The sequence below is a fragment of the Fortiea sp. LEGE XX443 genome, assembly GCF_015206815.1.
Classification (GTDB): domain Bacteria; phylum Cyanobacteriota; class Cyanobacteriia; order Cyanobacteriales; family Nostocaceae; genus Nostoc_B.
This window is the reverse complement of the sequence record NZ_JADEXZ010000060.1, coordinates 21,433-37,848: the sequence shown is the minus strand read 5'-3', so window position 1 is coordinate 37,848 and position 16,416 is coordinate 21,433. Positions and strand designations below refer to the sequence as shown.

The 16,416-nt window shown below is 39.8% G+C and carries 13 protein-coding genes and 1 tRNA gene; 11 read left to right on the top strand and 3 right to left on the bottom strand.

Annotated features, from left to right (window positions below):
* Window positions 1-504: 504 nt before the first annotated feature.
* The 3 genes from IQ259_RS19890 (at window position 505) to IQ259_RS19880 (ending at window position 2,595) form a co-directional block, all read left to right on the top strand.
* Window positions 505-1,371, top strand: a complete 867-nt coding sequence (locus IQ259_RS19890) for an SDR family oxidoreductase (RefSeq protein ID WP_193887729.1) — start codon at window positions 505-507, stop codon at window positions 1,369-1,371.
* A 276-nt stretch (window positions 1,372-1,647) separates the two neighbouring features.
* Entirely contained in the window at window positions 1,648-2,136 is a 489-nt protein-coding gene (locus IQ259_RS19885) for a DUF6174 domain-containing protein (protein ID WP_193887728.1), read from the top strand.
* 201 nt (window positions 2,137-2,337) lie between these two features.
* Window positions 2,338-2,595, top strand: coding sequence for a hypothetical protein (locus IQ259_RS19880; RefSeq protein WP_193887727.1), 258 nt, complete (start codon window positions 2,338-2,340; stop codon window positions 2,593-2,595).
* Between the two features lie 46 nt (window positions 2,596-2,641).
* Here the strand turns inward: IQ259_RS19880 and mgtE are convergent, their stop codons facing one another.
* On the bottom strand, window positions 2,642-4,042 hold the full coding sequence (gene mgtE / locus IQ259_RS19875) for a magnesium transporter (protein WP_193887726.1): 1,401 nt from the start codon (window positions 4,040-4,042) through the stop codon (window positions 2,642-2,644).
* Between the two features lie 693 nt (window positions 4,043-4,735).
* Between mgtE and IQ259_RS19870 the strand changes: the two genes are divergently transcribed.
* The 6 genes from IQ259_RS19870 to IQ259_RS19845 all read left to right on the top strand — a co-directional run bounded on the left by IQ259_RS19870 (window position 4,736) and on the right by IQ259_RS19845 (window position 11,594).
* Window positions 4,736-6,331 (top strand): serine/threonine-protein kinase, encoded by a 1,596-nt coding sequence (locus IQ259_RS19870; protein WP_193887725.1) that lies wholly within the window; start codon window positions 4,736-4,738, stop codon window positions 6,329-6,331.
* A gap of 57 nt (window positions 6,332-6,388) precedes the next feature.
* A complete protein-coding gene (locus IQ259_RS19865) occupies window positions 6,389-7,915 on the top strand; it encodes a serine/threonine-protein kinase (RefSeq protein WP_193887724.1) in 1,527 nt (508 codons plus the stop codon).
* Window positions 7,916-8,045: 130 nt separating this feature from the next.
* Window positions 8,046-8,119: transfer RNA gene (locus IQ259_RS19860), tRNA-Asp, on the top strand.
* Window positions 8,120-8,319: 200 nt separating this feature from the next.
* A complete protein-coding gene (gltX, locus tag IQ259_RS19855; protein ID WP_193887723.1) occupies window positions 8,320-9,762 on the top strand; it encodes a glutamate--tRNA ligase in 1,443 nt (480 codons plus the stop codon).
* A gap of 267 nt (window positions 9,763-10,029) precedes the next feature.
* Window positions 10,030-10,524 (top strand): hypothetical protein, encoded by a 495-nt coding sequence (locus IQ259_RS19850; protein ID WP_193887722.1) that lies wholly within the window; start codon window positions 10,030-10,032, stop codon window positions 10,522-10,524.
* 215 nt (window positions 10,525-10,739) lie between these two features.
* On the top strand, window positions 10,740-11,594 hold the full coding sequence (locus IQ259_RS19845; protein WP_193887721.1) for a M48 family metallopeptidase: 855 nt from the start codon (window positions 10,740-10,742) through the stop codon (window positions 11,592-11,594).
* A 34-nt stretch (window positions 11,595-11,628) separates the two neighbouring features.
* Here IQ259_RS19845 and IQ259_RS19840 read toward each other — a convergent pair whose 3' ends face one another.
* Window positions 11,629-12,387, bottom strand: coding sequence for a metallophosphoesterase family protein (locus IQ259_RS19840; RefSeq protein WP_193887720.1), 759 nt, complete (start codon window positions 12,385-12,387; stop codon window positions 11,629-11,631).
* Window positions 12,388-12,601: 214 nt separating this feature from the next.
* On the opposite strand from IQ259_RS19840, the gene IQ259_RS19835 reads away from it, so the two are divergent.
* Window positions 12,602-12,886: a DUF2470 domain-containing protein gene (locus tag IQ259_RS19835; protein WP_193887719.1), complete on the top strand. Its 285-nt coding sequence runs from the start codon at window positions 12,602-12,604 to the stop codon at window positions 12,884-12,886.
* Between the two features lie 62 nt (window positions 12,887-12,948).
* On the opposite strand, the gene IQ259_RS19830 is transcribed toward IQ259_RS19835, so the two are convergent.
* Window positions 12,949-13,740, bottom strand: a complete 792-nt coding sequence (locus IQ259_RS19830; protein ID WP_193887718.1) for a Tab2/Atab2 family RNA-binding protein — start codon at window positions 13,738-13,740, stop codon at window positions 12,949-12,951.
* A gap of 471 nt (window positions 13,741-14,211) precedes the next feature.
* Between IQ259_RS19830 and IQ259_RS19825 the strand changes: the two genes are divergently transcribed.
* Window positions 14,212-16,413 (top strand): transglycosylase SLT domain-containing protein, encoded by a 2,202-nt coding sequence (locus IQ259_RS19825; protein WP_193887717.1) that lies wholly within the window; start codon window positions 14,212-14,214, stop codon window positions 16,411-16,413.
* Window positions 16,414-16,416 lie beyond the last annotated feature (3 nt).

Below are 16,416 nucleotides of genomic sequence, written 5' to 3'. Positions count from 1 at the left end.
TTGGGCGCGGGTCAGATTGCTAGGGTATGCTTTACTCATGTTGCTCTCTCAGTGCTGTCTATTATCTATTCACAGCATATACTGAGAGAGTTTTTTTACCACCTCTTAGACTTTTAAAACAGCCTCTTAGGTTAGAAACTTGTCATCGTTAGAAACGGAACTTAAATTTACGTCTTAAGATTGAGTAACTTGATAGTTTGGTTCAATCGCAAGAGCGATAAATATCAACAACTTAATAGTTAACTTAAGAGCAGATGAAGAGACTAAAATACTTCATCGATGGTAAAGTCATGTACTTGTTTTCCGTGGTCAGATTAAGAGCGTGTTTGAGGTGTGGGGAGAATTAACATCAGCCGAATATATTTGGCTAATATCCGGGGTAAAAAGCCTCAACTTGTCTATAGCAAGTGAAAGCATAATCTATCATTAAACCTTGGTTTGAGTTTTCGAGCCAAGGTTTATTTGTAGGAGTTTTTGTTCTAAATTTATTATCAGGAAAATCTAATGCCAGCATCAACAAAAAAAGAAAAGTTACAACCACCACAGCAGCAACAACCACCAGGTAGTGAATCGGAAATGCAGCCAAAACCCAAGGCCGAAGATGAGCAGTATCGAGGTAGTGGTAAATTACAAAATAAAGTCGCATTAATTACAGGCGGAGATAGTGGTATTGGCCGTGCTGTAGCGATCGCTTTTGCCAAAGAAGGTGCAGATGTTGTAATTGTTTACCTGAGTGAACACGAAGATGCGAAAGAAACAAAAAATTTGGTAGAAAAACACGGACGAAAAGTATTAGCTATAGCGGGTGACATTACGGATGAAGGTTTTTGTCAAAACGCCATACAACAAACACTAGGTGAGTTTGGCAAACTTGATGTCCTAGTAAATAATGCTGCGGAACAGCACCCTCAAAAAAGCATTGAGGATATTACGAAAGAACAATTAGAGCGGACTTTTCAAACCAACATTTTCTCAATGTTTTACCTGACAAAAGCAGCATTAAAACATTTGCAGCAAGGCAGCGCTATCATTAATACGACATCAGTTACTGCTTATAAAGGCAGTCCCCAACTACTAGATTACTCTTCTACCAAAGGTGCGATCGTTGCTTTTACACGTTCGTTATCGCAAAATTTAGTAGAGAAGGGAATTCGCGTAAATGCTGTAGCACCTGGCCCAATTTGGACACCATTAATTCCCTCAACTTTTCCAGCAGAAAAAGTTGAACCCTTTGGTAAACAAGTACCAATGCAAAGAGCGGGACAACCAGAAGAAGTAGCACCTAGTTATGTGTTCTTAGCTTCTGATGACGCTTCTTACATATCTGGTCAAGTGTTACATGTCAATGGAGGAGAAATTGTTAACGGTTAATTAAGAATAACTTAAAAAGAAAAATTCAAAAAACAGAAGTCAGGAGTCAGAATAATTCAAGAATCTGACTCCTAATTCGTTAGTTCCTTAGTTATCAACCACAAAATGCCTATCAGCAAAAGCATTGTTTAAATTTTTATAAAAGAATATTTTTACTGTTATGATTGCTCTAGGCTCATCTGTATAGGATGTGCCAAACATTAAGAATAATTTAAACTACCGGGAATCTTATATAACCACGTTGAAGTAAAAAATTAACGTTAACAAAGGATTAATATGCGCTTACCTATTACTATTGGTGCAATCTTATTAGCATCTTTAAGTTTGAACGCTCCAGTACTCTCTGCACCTCCTGTTCAAATAGTACAAAAATCACCAAGCAATAACTTTAACTTAAAGCAATTAAGAATTAATCAGCGATTATGGAATAGCCAACAAATAAAAAACTACCGCTACACGGTAACTAATAGCTGCTTTTGTATTCCTGAATTGAGAGGGCCAGCAATCGTTGAAGTACGCAATGGGAACACAACTTCTATCAGAAATGCTAAAACTGGTGAGCCTGTAAATTCTGAACTACTAAGACCATACAGTACAATTCCTAGACTCTTTAATTTGATTAGGAATGCTATTAGTAGTAGAGAACCGGAACTAACCGTGACATACAATCCACAACTTGGTTATCCAACTCAAATTAACATCGGTAATCTTGCTGCTGATGCTGGAATTTTCACTACAATTAGCAATTTTGAAGAACTTCCTTAAGGTTCATATGTAAGAGGCTTTTGATAAAGTAGAAAGTAGCTGTAACGCACCGCCATCATACGGTGCGTTATGCTTTGCTTTAACGCATCCTACAATTCAGACTTACGAATTAGCATGATTATTCCATCGGGGGGATGTATTAATACTTAATAATTGATAGCTTTAAATGAAGAGTACTATTTAATTAGTAAAATCAGACTTATGCCATCCCCAAAACCATTGTGTGGCACAGAACTAGTAGATTGTGCCAGAGCAAATGCCAAACAAGGAATTGAAACTGCTGCTTATCAATGTGGCTATGGTGATAATATTAACATTTTTGCACAAGAACTTAGGCAAGCTTGTGAAAAAATGAATTTACAAGTGAAGGAACTGAGTGAATTAATTACTGATCAAGACATGATGCTACAAATAGGTACTGGTGAAATTGTTGCTCCAGATACAGCTTCAGAATTGTAAAAAATTCCCTTCATTTTAAATAGTCAATGGTCAACAGACTATTGACTTATAATTTTAAAATTAACCGTGCCAATTTGAAGTAAATTAAAACCCCAAGCACATCGACAGCTGTAGTAATAAATGGTGCTGACATCAAAGCTGGATCTAAACGCAACATCCGAAATAAAAATGGCAGTGCTGAACCAGAGACTGAAGCTAAAAGTGAAATGGCCACCAAACTACTACCAACAGCGATCGCAACTTCTATTCGTCCTTGCAAAAAGAAAGCCCAGACAGTAGCAATAATACCTAACATTCCGCCCAACAGTAAACCTGCGATCGCTTCTCTGCCAATTACTTGTAAAGGCCCAAGCGATCGGATTTCTTCAGTATTCATCCCGCGAATTACAACTGTAGAAGACTGAGCGCCGACATTACCACCAGTACCTGTCAATAAAGGAATAAATGCTGTTAGCGTTACCACTTTTGTTAGAATATCTTCTTGTGATTTAATAATTGTGCCTGTAACAGTATTAGTTATTAATAAAACAAATAACCACACCACTCTTTTGCGGGCTACATCCATCAGATTCATCTGGAAATAATTGTCGCCACTCGATTGCACACCACCACCCAAAGCGTAAATATCTTTGGTAGTTTCTTCTTCCAAAATATCAATTACATCATCAACCGTAATAATACCTACTAAAAGCTGTTGTTTATCTACTACAGGCACAGCTAAAAAATCGTATCTTTGGATAACTCTAGCCACTTCTTCTTGGTCTGTATCTGTGCGAACAAACACAACATCACGGGTCATAATTTCACCAATGACTTGTTCAGGCTGAGATGTCACCAAATCTCGCAAAGATACAATCCCCGTCAACCGCCTTTCAGTATCAGTGACATAAAGATAGTAAATTATCTCACTGGCATTAGCCAAACGCCGAATCCGCTCTAGAGCTTGAGAAACTGTGATATTTTCTTTTAGCGAAATAAACTCTAGTGTCATAATTCGCCCGGCTGTATTAGGTTCATAACCTAAAAGCAGAGCCGTGGCTTGACGTTCTGTGGGACTTAATTGTTCTAGTAAGCGATTGACAACTTTTGCAGGTAACTCATCAAATAACCTAGCTCTGTCATCCGAGGACATTTGATCGACAATATCGCGGACTTCCTGACTTCTTAATTCCTCAATTAGCCGTTCTTGAACGCTATAGTCGAGATATTCATAAACTTCAATCGCCTCATCTTTAGAAAGCAAGCGAAAAGCCAAAGCGTGCATCGCTTCTGGCAAACCTTCAATCGCTTCCGCAATGTCCGCAGGCTGTACAGGTACAAGAATTGCTTTTGCTGCTTGCAAGTCTGCTGCTTCTAACAGCATTTGCAGTTGAGTCCGCACCAAATCGCGCAATTCTCTACGGGACACATCCTGGAAGGTAGAGTTTAAGTTGTTCGTCTCAGTCAATTTCCACTTTCCTCAGCCAGTTTGAAAAAGGTTGCTGACCCTAGTCTAGGAGACAACGTGGGAATGTGAAACCTTAAACCCAGATTCCGTAGGTGAGGTCATAAAATGCTGTATTTTTGAAAATAACATAAGTGCTGCATTTGAGAAGCATGACAGCATCACCATAGTTTGGGTAAGATGTCACTGCATCACTTCAAGCATTCGATAAGGTTCAAAAGATTATTGATAATCAGCTAGGTAAACCTACCCCTACTCTAACCTTACATTGAGTCTTTCAATGTTTTATATCGATTCACCTAGCAATTTTACCAATTTGGCTCCAGAAAGTCGCTGGATTCTCAACTTTTTTGATATCTTCTGCCAAAAATATTATCTCCTTTGCTAACTAATCTGCGGAATCTATCTAGGATTATTGCTTTTTACCGTAGATTTACTGTTATTAGGCAGCCGCTATCTTCTAATTACCCTTTGTTTCAGTGGATTTTCTCATCCATTTTATTTAGTCAATATGTTACATAATGTTTAAGAAAATTTGCAAAAAAATCAGCCACAATTTTATTAAACCTTCATTTCCTATTAGAGTGATTTTTATACTCCATAATTGATTCTCTAAAGTTAGCGAAATTATTCATGGTTACAATTAAGGACTGAAGAATATTTTTTTAATTATTTCATAGCGTAACATTTCCAAATATGGTAATGCCTAAAACTGAAGTTGATATTTATATTGGAAAGTTTTTAAATAATCGCTATTTAATAAAAGATTTAATTGGCAAAGGCGGTATGGGTAGGGTTTACCTAGCAGAAGATGCAGCTAAAGGCGGAATTTTAGTTGCTGTGAAAATTTTAATGCTTAGTCTAGGAAACCAGCAAATATCTCAACGATTTGCCAGAGAAATTTTTATTGGTGCTCAGTTAGGTCGTAAAAGCAAACATATCGTCCGTGTATTAAGTTATGGCATGACGGATGATAAAACACCATTTTATGTTATGGAATATCTTCAAGGTAAAAACTTGAAGCAAATTCTTAAAATACAACCATTAACTCTTGTAAAATTTATAGATATTTGTCAACAAATTTGTTTAGGTTTACAGTGCGCTCATCAAGGTATCAGCCTCAAAGGAGAAATTTATCCAATTGTTCATCGAGATATTAAACCAGAAAATATATTTATTATTGATGATGGTAAACAAGGCGAGATTGTCAAAATTCTTGACTTTGGCATTGCTAAATTCTTAACAGAACGCAGCGGGATGACGCTGACTGATTCTTTTATCGGGAGTTTACCCTACTGTTCTCCAGAACATATGGAAGGACGTAAACTTTTAGATGTACGCTCTGATATTTACAGTTTGGGTGTATTAATGTTTGAAATGCTTACAGGAAAACACCCATTTGAAACAGAAAGCAATTCTTTTGGTAGTTGGTATCAAGCGCATCGTTTTCAAGCTCCACCTACACCAAAGCAATTAAATCCTCAAATCAAAACCCCACAAGCATTACAAAAATTATTGATAAATTGTCTGGCTAAGGAAGTAACTGATCGCCCACAAACTATCAGTCAAATTTTAGTAATTCTAGAGAAAATTAAGCGGCAAATTGAACGAAATAATGGGTTTGAAAGTGATGATGAACAAAATTTATCATCAGTTACATTAGTACCAGTAACTTCGATATCAGAAAAAGAGTGCTTACAAAAAACTTGGCCAAAAAATAAACCAATTGCCTCCATTGGTTTCTCACATTTATTACATACTACTCAAGGGGTTATCCCAACTTTTTGGGCAATGCTACCTAAGCAAGAAATTACTAATTTTTATGATAAGTATCACAGTACAGAATTTATCGATAAAATGAATATATACCCGATGTTATTATGGGTTACTGTACTGTACAATGCTCAACTTTCTCTTACTAAATGGTTATCTTATTTTTTAGATTTAAAAGATAATAAATGTCAAAAAATAGTCAGAATTTTAGCAGATAGAGGCTACTATCATCTGCTATTTTTTGCCATTGAAGAACCAACCAAATGTTCTCATGTCATGACATTAACGCTGACAGCTAAACAACGACAGCAACTTACAGATTGGTTGCAAATAGAGCAAAAATCAAATGATGCGATCGCATCTGAGCAAGTCAAAAATATTTTGAAATTAGAATACCAAAAACTAAAATCAGAAATTTTGCAAAAATTAGTTGAAAAACAACAGATTGCCAAGATTGGTTTTAGAGCTTGGTTATCTCAAATATTCGATAAATTTATCCAAATTTTATCACGTCCTTAAAGTCTGGAATTATTTGTACGATTAATTTTAATTACGGCAACAGCAGAGGTTGTAAAAGTGAATCAAAGCGCGTTCATCTCTCCACACATTACAGGATTGCTTGCCAATCGCTATCAACTTAAACAGTTGATTGGTAGTGGTGGCATGGGTGAAGTTTTTTTAGCCGATGATATTTTACTCGGTGGAACACCAGTTGCCGTAAAATTTTTGACTCAAACTTTTATTAACGAAAAGATGCAACAAGACTTTGCTCGTGAAGCAATGTTAAGTGCTACTTTGAGTCAAAAAAGTCTACATATTGTGCGAGCCTATGATTATGGTGTGAGTGCAGAAGGGAAGCCATTTTATGTGATGGAATATCTAAATGGTAAAAGTTTAAAAGATTTACTGCCTATCCCTTTGTCCAAATTTTTGACCTTGACTCGCCAGATTTGTTTAGGCTTACAATGCGCTCACCGAGGTATTAATATTGATGGCAGAGTTTATCCCTTAGTTCATCGAGATATCAAGCCGGCAAATATATTAGTTATTCCCGATCCCATCTTAGGAAAATTAATTAAAATCCTCGATTTTGGGATTGCTAAATTTATTAATTATGCAAACACAATTAGTACTAGTAAAGGGTTTAATGGCACTTTACCATATTGTTCTCCTGAGCAATTAGAAGGTGGAGAAATCGATAGCCGCTCGGATATTTATAGCTTGGGTGTAATGATGTTTGAGATGCTCACAGGTGCTAAACCCTGGCAGCCAGAAACTGATTTATTTGGCGCTTGGTATAAAGCACATCACTTTGAACAACCGCGAACAATAGCTAAAGTTAGTCCTCAACTCAAACTACCCGAACAACTCAATAATTTAATTATGGCTTGCTTGGCTAAAGCACCAGGCGATCGCCCCCAAAATATAGCAGAAATTCTGCAAGTCTTAGACAGTCTGGAAAAGTCTAGTTGTCAGAGTTTGCCCACCCATTTAGCCTCAACATATAACCCGAAATTTGCTGTCGAGGCTGAAATGTCTCCACTACTCAAAGCTAACTTTGCAAAACTGACATGGCCCAAAAATAAACCCATTCAAGAAATCGTCTTTCCCCAGTTGTTAGATACACCTCAAGGCAATTTGGCAGCCCTGTGGCTAATGTTGGCGAAACAAGAAATTAAACAACGAGTTTTGTGTCAGCGTTACAATCATTTTATTTTTATTACATCGCCACACCCCATGTTGTTGTGGATAACTCTCCTCTACGATCGCGAAGTTGGCCCTAAGTGGCTACCATGCTACTTAGATATGCAAAATCCTCAAAACCAACAACTGGTTTATTCCTTGGCAGAATATGGGCGCTATCCTTTGATTTGCTTCACTTTAGAAGCACCCCATAGCTGTACCAATGTTCTCAGCAGTCACATTGCTCATACCCAGCGACAAAGATTAAAACTTTGGATAGAGCAAAGTAAAAGTCTGCCAACATTTAATCAAGCTTTGTTAAGCAAGAATTTATTAAAGCAGCAGTACAAACAAATGCAATCTCGGATACTACAGCATTTGGACTCCAAACCACAGGTTGTTGCTGCTAATTCAATTTGACAAAAATTCCTTGTTGAAATGTTATGATAGGAGGCTACCAAGTTATAAGCGCTGCAACCTAATCAAAAAAAGTAAGAAAATCCTTGACAAGTCGAAACAAAGTAGCGATAATAATAAAGTTGCAAATTAAGGGACTGTAGTTCAATTGGTTAGAGCACCGCCCTGTCACGGCGGAAGTTGCGGGTTCGAGCCCCGTCAGTCCCGTTAAAAACTAAAGTTACTATTATTGAGTTCTGAAACCAAGAAAGTTCTTAATTAGAACTCAATACCCTTAGCATTCAGAAGGAAGTCAAAACAGTCGTTTCTGCTGTAAACTACCGAAAAACGAATTACCACAGGTATCTAAGCCTCGGTGACTCAGCAATTGTTATATTTATCATGCTTTGCGAAAGAGAGAATTAACTGTGACTGTTAGAGTCCGTATTGCGCCAAGTCCAACTGGAAATTTACATATTGGTACAGCTAGAACGGCCGTATTTAACTGGCTGTTTGCCCACCACCACGGTGGCAAGTTTATCCTCCGTATCGAAGACACAGATTTAGAGCGATCGCGCCCCGAATACACAGACAATATCCTAGCAGGATTACGCTGGCTAGGACTCAACTGGGACGAAGGCCCGTTTTTCCAATCCCAACGTTTAGACCTGTACAAAACAGCGGTACAAAAGCTCTTAGATCAGGGATTAGCATATCGCTGCTATACCACCTCCGAAGAACTAGAGGCACTGCGAGAAGCCCAAAAAGCTAGAGGCGAAGCTCCCCGCTACGACAACCGTCATCGTAATCTCACCCCAGAACAAGAAGCCACACTCCAGGCAGAAGGGCGTAACTTTGTCATCCGATTCCGAATCGACGATGACCGAGAAATTGTCTGGAATGACCTAGTACGGGACAAAATGGTTTGGCGAGGCAGTGACCTTGGCGGTGATATGGTGATTGCCCGTGCCTCAGAGGAAGGGATTGGTCAACCACTGTATAACTTTGTTGTGGTGGTTGATGACATCGATATGCAGATTACCCATGTGATTCGGGGAGAAGACCACATAGCTAACACAGCTAAACAAATTCTCCTATATCAAGCTTTAGGGGCAGAAAGCCCAGAGTTTGCCCACTCGCCGCTAATTTTGAACATGGACGGGCGCAAGCTGTCTAAGCGGGATGGCGTGACTTCTATTTCTGAGTTTCAAAAAATGGGCTTTACGGCGGAAGCTTTAGTAAATTACATGACACTATTGGGTTGGTCGCCACCAGATTCCACTCAAGAAATATTTACCTTAGAAGATGCTGCCAAGGTATTTAGCTTTGAGCGGGTGAACAAGGCAGGTGCTAAGTTTGACTGGGCAAAACTAGATTGGTTAAACAGTCAATACATCCACAACATGCCAGTAGATCAACTCACAGATTTACTCATACCCTATTGGCAAGAAGCTGGCTATCAACTAGAGGGAGGGCGAGAACGTCCTTGGTTAGAGCAGTTAGTTACGTTAATTGGCCCTAGCATGACTCGTTTGGTAGACGCTGTAGAAATGAGCCAAATATTTTTCCGCGAAACCGTAGAATTTAGCGACGAGGGCAGTAAACAACTGCAACAGGAAGGTTCTAGTGCTGTTCTGAGTGGGGTAATTTCCGCTTTAGAAAGTCAACCTCAATTGACCGACACTGCTGCCCAGGAAATTATTAAACAGGTAGTAAAACAACAGAACGTGAAGAAAGGCTTAGTCATGCGATCGCTCAGAGTCGCTTTAACCGGAGATGTTCATGGCCCCGACCTGATCCAATCCTGGTTACTGTTGAATCATATTGGTTTAGATAAGCAGCGCTTGCATCAGGCGATCGCGGCTTCGTAATTCGTAATTCGTAATTCGTAATTGAACTTGAGCAGCAGCAGCCCCGCGCTCTACCCGAAGGGTGAGTGTCGGGAGTATGTCACTCTTTACGGATTACGAATTTATTTCTATTTTGAAAAGCAGCGCAAGTCACAGAGAAATCCTAGCTCCTTACTCATGACTGATTTGGAATGTCGAATTTAAAATAATAGTCAAATCCTCTCTTATTGGGAACTTACTAGGTAAAATTCGTGTCTTTCAAACCACTGATAAACCTATGTAATCACAATGTTGAAAACATCTTTAAATAAAGGGATTAGATTATCATTGACGGTATTAGCTTTCTGTGTAACATTTGTAACCAATACCATAACTAAGGCTCAAGAAGCACCGCCGATATTTGGAGATGTGACTGTCAACCGTCCATTTTCTTCAGACCCTCTGACTGTTCGAGGGATGAGTGGTGGTTCAATCTCTGGAAGCAAGGTGGCTGGCAGAAAAGAAACAATTACCGGGCCATGTGATGGATTCGTCGATCAAGCACCAGACCATACCCTAGAACTCACGACCAAATTTGATTATCTGAAACTACAAATACAAAGTCCCCAAGATGTCACCATGATTGTTAAAGGCCCTGGCGGTACTTGGTGCAACGACGATTTCAATGGCAAAAATCCTGGCATGAGTGGTGAATGGTTGCCTGGAAATTATCAAATTTGGGTAGGTTCATACGACAAAGGGCAGTATTACCCTTACACATTGAAAATTACAGAAGTCAAATAATCTTCACAAGCTATATCTACCAAGGCTTTTGAAAAGGTGTCTGGCTGAAAAATTTGACTTAGTAGGCAATGAGTAAACACAAGTTTTTCTAAAATTTGCTCTGAATGATCATGTGGTTGCCGTTAATGAGAAAATGCAACTTCAAAAACTGTAATTTCGTCACATATTTTGTCCCGTTATTTTCTGTTGTCCCGGAACTATTATCAGAAATGGTTATGATGACTTGGAAAGGTTTTTTGACAAATTATCGTCAGTGGCGGCGTAGTTGGTTATATCCAGCAATTTCGGTGGTAGTCGCCCTAAGTTTGTGTTTGAGTACACCGTCACCTGGACAGGCTCTAAATCTTTTGCCACTGTTGTTTCAAGGAGCGCAAATCCTCCAGCTTTCTAATATATCTGATCGCCAGGAAGTAGAACTTGGCCAACAGATAAATAGTCAACTACGCAGTGGTGAAGTTCGACTTTACCGCAATGCTGAGGTTAATCGTTATGTACAGGAAATTGGTCAACGATTAGTAGCTAATAGCGATCGCCCCAATCTTCCTTTCACCTTTCAGGTAGTGGATGACAACTCGGTTAACGCTTTTGCCACTGCTGGGGGTTATGTTTATATGAATACAGGTTTACTAAAAACCGCAGAAAATGAAGCGGAATTAGCTAGTGTGATGGCTCATGAAATTGGTCACATTGGTGGTAAACACCTAGTTAAACAAATGCGGCAAAGAGCGCTGGCTAGTGGTGTAGCAACTGCAACAGGTTTAGACCGTAATCAAGCTGTGGCGATTGGTGTAGATTTAGCCCTCAACCGTCCCCGCAGTCGTCAAGATGAGTTTGATGCTGATAAAAGAGGTTTAAGAACTTTAGCCAGAGCCGGTTATGCTCAGTCTGGAATGGTTTCCTTTATGCAAAAGCTTCTCAGCAAAGGTTCTGGCCCAACGTTCTTGAGTACACACCCGGCTACGAGCGATCGCATTAATAATCTCAAACGTGCAATTAATGCCCAACCTAGTAGTGGGCGTGACGGCTTAGATAAAGCTGCTTATCGAGCCAATATTCGACCATTACTTTAGTTTTATTTCACTGTGCAAAGTCAACAATCAAAAACTAGGCTCGCTGCTGATGGCGGCGAGCTTTAATTTGGGAAGGCTCAACCGTCATCACCCCATCATCTAAAGGCAAGATACGCTGGCTATTTTGAAAAACATTAACTTGATAAATTAGCTGATTGGTAATATCTAATCCGGTTAACCAACCACTACGAGGATGATAGGCTCCCGTATCTATATCTAGCCATCCCTGTCCTTCGGCTAGTTTACCAGGAGTAATGTTTGGTAATGTAAAAGTTATGGTATGGCCGACAATAATCAGTTTATTAGAAAAGTAAGGCTTTTCAATACTGTGAAATTCGTCTCTAATCCAGCAAAATTGCTCGGCAGTTTGTTCTGCTAGAGGCATAGAAGGGTCTAATCCCGCATGAGTTAACCAAATATCTCCCAAGTCTAGATAGGTGGGCAGAGCCTGAAACCAATCCAAATGGTCTTGGGGAATGGTGGATGTTTGATAGCTGGTGAGGGTTGCTTGTCCCCCACTATAGAGCCAAGCTTGCATTGCTTGTGTCGGAGTATTTTTGTGAGTAAAGATATTTAACAACATCTGCTCATGATTTCCGAGCAGACAGGGATAATTACTTTGTCGCACAAAATTAACTACATCGTAACTTTGAGGCCCGCGATCAATTAAGTCTCCCAGAAAATAGACTTGATCATCTGATGTTGGTGCAATCGCCTCTAACAGAGTCATTAAGCCTTCATAATGGCCATGCACATCCCCAATAACTATTCGACGTTGCCTAATTTCGCTCATCGGCTTTTAGCTGGAAAATTCAGTTTAATATTTTTGCTACAGTATACGCGCTGGATATTCCGCAAAGTTAAAGATAAATACTAGTTAATAAATTTAAATTTATTTTAAGTAAATCTTCACAAAACACCCTAAGTTTGCACATACACACAGCACCACTACAAATCTGCTTTACATTAGCTTAAAATTTAGGCTGTTGTCCTAATTTGTTGGCATAATGTCCGATCAGTTTTCTGCTGAAATTAGCTCACGCATCTGCATCCATATGAACGAAGATCATGGTGATGCCGTATTGCTTTATGCACAGGCTTTTGGTGCTGTAACAGAAGCGACAGCAGCACAAATGCTGTCAATTGATGCCCAGGGTATGAATTTAACAGCACAAGTGAATGGAGAAGCTACACCAGTGCGTATCCAATTTGATCATGTTTTAGCTGATGCAGAAGATGCCCATCAAACCTTAATTGCAATGGTAAGGCAGGCGCGAGGGAAAGCTACCTAGAGATGTTAGCGGTAGCGGGGCCTTGAGTATAGACCCGTTTGCTTCAATTACAATTAGATGTGCTACTCAGTTTGCAATAACCAAAAGCCGCTGTAAGTCATCCCGGAATCATCAGGTTGGATGATTAAAAAATGTAGTCCTCGGCTTTGCTGTTTACGCTGTTCATAAAGTTTAGCGGCGGCGGCTACTTCAGAATCTTCAAAGGTGGCTAATACCCATCTATCTACCAAACCAGCTTCTAAAATTAAACCATCGGGCGCACCAGCTATGTAATTTAAAGCTACTGGATGTGCTACTGCTACCCATCTTGCCAAACGCATAGATTGTCTACCACCGTAAATTACTACACCAGGAACGGGTACTGTTGAGGACAAACCCAGATTTATAGGTTGAAGAAATTCTGGCATAGATAAAATGGGGATGGGGCGATCGCTAAATTCTGTTGCTAAATTGCCAGCCGCTAAACTTACAAAGCGCCATTGTTCTCCCCAAAGGTTTTCTGGTAAGGGTATAGGTGCAGGTTTTTCTAACACTACAGAATATTGCTTGTCTTGTAACCACTGTTTTAGTGCGAAAGTCCGGCGGGTAGGTTCTACCGCAATACCCAAATTGCGTCCGGCTGTCTCAATTAAACTCAACGACTGCGGACGAAACACTTGAATTACATCTGGGAATTCTTCACCTGCTGCTTGTTGGATTTGAGTAGTAACCCAACTTGAATTTGCTGCTGACTGGGGACAATTTGCTATATATTCAAAGCTGCGATTTGCATCACAAATCAACAACTCCCACAATACTTGACCTAATTTATCTTGCTGTAAACTACGATAAAAATCGGCTTGCCAAATTTTCATGATTAAAGAAATTTCCAAAAAATAAAATTTACTATATTATGTTTTTCTCGAATTGCTGTTGCTTATTTGATCAATCTAAAATTCCTCCTAATTATTGGACTGAAATATAACTATTTTAAACTTGTGATAGATGTAAACAGTGTAATTATGTATGGAGTACAACAAAAATAGGGGATCATCCATCCAAGGAGATAATGAGTAAGGGCAATTATCAGCGATTGCGCGGAGCGCCAGAGGCGATCGCAATTTGTAAAAAACCATTCATAAATTGTAGGGTTTAGCTGAGAAACAGCAGGTTAAATTTTCTAAAAGCCTGACTCTGTATCAGTTATGGCTGAATAAATAAAATATATCTATTATGGAAATTTCCTATGTAAAATTAAAAAAGTCGCAAAAATTAAAAATTGCCAACACTTCTAGCTAACAGTGCTAGAGTTTCAAAAATTCATTAAAAATTTTCAGCGGGTATCAATGCTGAAGCAACTACAGAAAAACCAGATTCCTTTAATTGTTGGCGCGGCCGTGTTTGCCTTTTCAGCTGGGGCAATGGTGTCAGCACCTGAGATTGGCAAAACATTCGGTCAATGGCTCAAACTGGGTAAAAATCAGCCAGAACAGCTATCAGAAGCCGCCAAAATCAAATCTACTGTGTTTCCTTTGGTAGCTCAATCTCCAGTAGAACGAGCCGCAAAACTAGAAGCGATCGCTAAAGGATTCGCTTCAGCAGATCGTAATCGCGCTCGCTATCTTTTAGCCAGCGATTTAATTGAAACTAGGGACGCACAACAAGCCCTCGATTTATTAACAGGTTTGGAACAAGACTATCCTGTGTTAGCGCCTTACATATTACTAAAACAAGCCCAAGCACAGGATATTTTAGGTGAACAAGGCAAGGCTTCCGATCTGCGGCAAAAAGTCCTGAAAGTTTATCCCAAAGAAGCGGGGACAGCAAAGGCGCTGTATTTAATTGGCCAACCAGCAAATCAAAATACAGCAATCGCTCAATTTCCTTCCCATCCCCTAACCTGGGAAATTATCCGCAAGCGCTTGCAAGAAAACCCCAATCAGCCGAAGTTACAACTAATTTTGGCGAAATATGCCTACAATCAACCAGGAATAGTTGGGATATTGGATCAGTTGGTGAAACAGCCAAATCTCAAACCCGCAGATTGGGAGGTAATTGGCACAGCTTATTGGGAAAATTCTCAATTTCGCAAAGCTGCGATCGCCTACAGTCAAGCACCAAAAACACCCCAAAATCTCTACCGCCTAGGACGAGGTTTGCAGATAGGCGGACAAAGCCAAGACAGAGAAAAAGCGATCGCCTCATACAAACAATTAGTGCAGCAATTCCCCGATGCAACAGAAACCGGAACTGCTTTACTACGTCTAGCAGACACGGCAAAAACCCGCAAAGATGCTCTACCATATCTCAACCAAGTCATTGCTCAATTCCCAGAACAAGCATCAACAGCACTGGTAAATAAAGCCAAAATTCTCCAAGGTCTTAACGATCAAAAATCGGCTCAACAAGCCTGGGATTTGCTTCTAGGCAAGTATGGTAACTCGAATGAGGCGGCAGAATACCGTTGGAAAATAGCTCTAGATAAAGCCAAAGCCAATGACTTGATTACAGCTTGGGAATGGGCGCAACCAATTACGACAAATAATCCTAACAGCATTTTGGCTCCCAGAGCCGGGTTTTGGGTAGGTAAATGGGCGATTAAACTTGGCAAGCAGCAAGAAGCTAAAACAGCTTTTGAGTATGTAGTTAGCCAATTTCCCCACTCTTACTATGCTTGGCGATCGGCTAACCTCCTAGGGCTAAATGTCGGCAACTTTAACAATGTGCGCCAACTCCAGCCTGAAGTAGTTCCGCACCAACGTCCAGTTCCAACAGCCGGTTCAGATACTTTCAAAGAATTGTATTTGTTAGCTCAAGATCGTGATGCTTGGTTGCAATGGGAAACAGAATTTCTCAACAAAAAACAGCCTACAGTTGCAGAACAATTCACTGAAGGATTGATGCGCCTAGCTAGGGGAGAAAACCTGTCGGGAATTGACCTAATTTCTAAATTGGAAGACAGAGAAACACCAGAAGAACAAGCCCAATATCAAACCTTAAGTAAGCAAATTACTTATTGGCAAGCCCGTTACCCATTTCCCTATCTCAAAGAAATTAAAAAATGGTCTGGCGAAACTCAACTCAATCCTCTCTTAGTTACAGCTTTAATTCGCCAAGAATCGAGGTTTGAACCGGCGATTAAATCAGTTGCTAATGCTACAGGACTGATGCAGGTACTACCAAGTACAGGTACATGGATAGCCTCGAAAAATAATGTAGATAGCAAAAACCTTGATTTAACAAATCCCAACGACAACGTTAGGCTAGGTACATTGTATTTGGATTATACCCATCAGCAGTATGGTGGTAATTCGTTGTTGGCGATCGCTAGTTATAATGCTGGCCCTGGCAATGTGTCTAAATGGCTGCAAACTCTTCCTAAAGAAGATCCTGATGATTTTGTGGAAGCCATTCCCTTTGATGAAACCAAAAATTATGTCCGCCAAGTTTTTGGTAACTACTGGAATTATCTGCGACTATACAACCCAGAAATTTCTGGTTTAGTGGCAAAATATTCAACTGCACACCCAAAATTACCCAGCCAGTGAGTT

What these genes read in the sequence shown, in the direction of transcription:
- IQ259_RS19890 (WP_193887729.1), top strand. Translation starts at nt 505, where the DNA reads ATGCCAGCATCAACAAAAAAAGAAAAGTTACAACCACCACAGCAGCAA.
- IQ259_RS19885 (WP_193887728.1), top strand. Translation starts at nt 1,648, where the DNA reads ATGCGCTTACCTATTACTATTGGTGCAATCTTATTAGCATCTTTAAGT.
- IQ259_RS19880 (WP_193887727.1), top strand. Translation starts at nt 2,338, where the DNA reads ATGCCATCCCCAAAACCATTGTGTGGCACAGAACTAGTAGATTGTGCC.
- IQ259_RS19870 (WP_193887725.1), top strand. Translation starts at nt 4,736, where the DNA reads ATGGTAATGCCTAAAACTGAAGTTGATATTTATATTGGAAAGTTTTTA.
- IQ259_RS19850 (WP_193887722.1), top strand. Translation starts at nt 10,030, where the DNA reads ATGTTGAAAACATCTTTAAATAAAGGGATTAGATTATCATTGACGGTA.
- IQ259_RS19845 (WP_193887721.1), top strand. Translation starts at nt 10,740, where the DNA reads ATGATGACTTGGAAAGGTTTTTTGACAAATTATCGTCAGTGGCGGCGT.
- IQ259_RS19840 (WP_193887720.1), bottom strand. Translation starts at nt 12,387, where the DNA reads ATGAGCGAAATTAGGCAACGTCGAATAGTTATTGGGGATGTGCATGGC.
- IQ259_RS19835 (WP_193887719.1), top strand. Translation starts at nt 12,602, where the DNA reads ATGTCCGATCAGTTTTCTGCTGAAATTAGCTCACGCATCTGCATCCAT.
- IQ259_RS19830 (WP_193887718.1), bottom strand. Translation starts at nt 13,740, where the DNA reads ATGAAAATTTGGCAAGCCGATTTTTATCGTAGTTTACAGCAAGATAAA.
- IQ259_RS19825 (WP_193887717.1), top strand. Translation starts at nt 14,212, where the DNA reads ATGCTGAAGCAACTACAGAAAAACCAGATTCCTTTAATTGTTGGCGCG.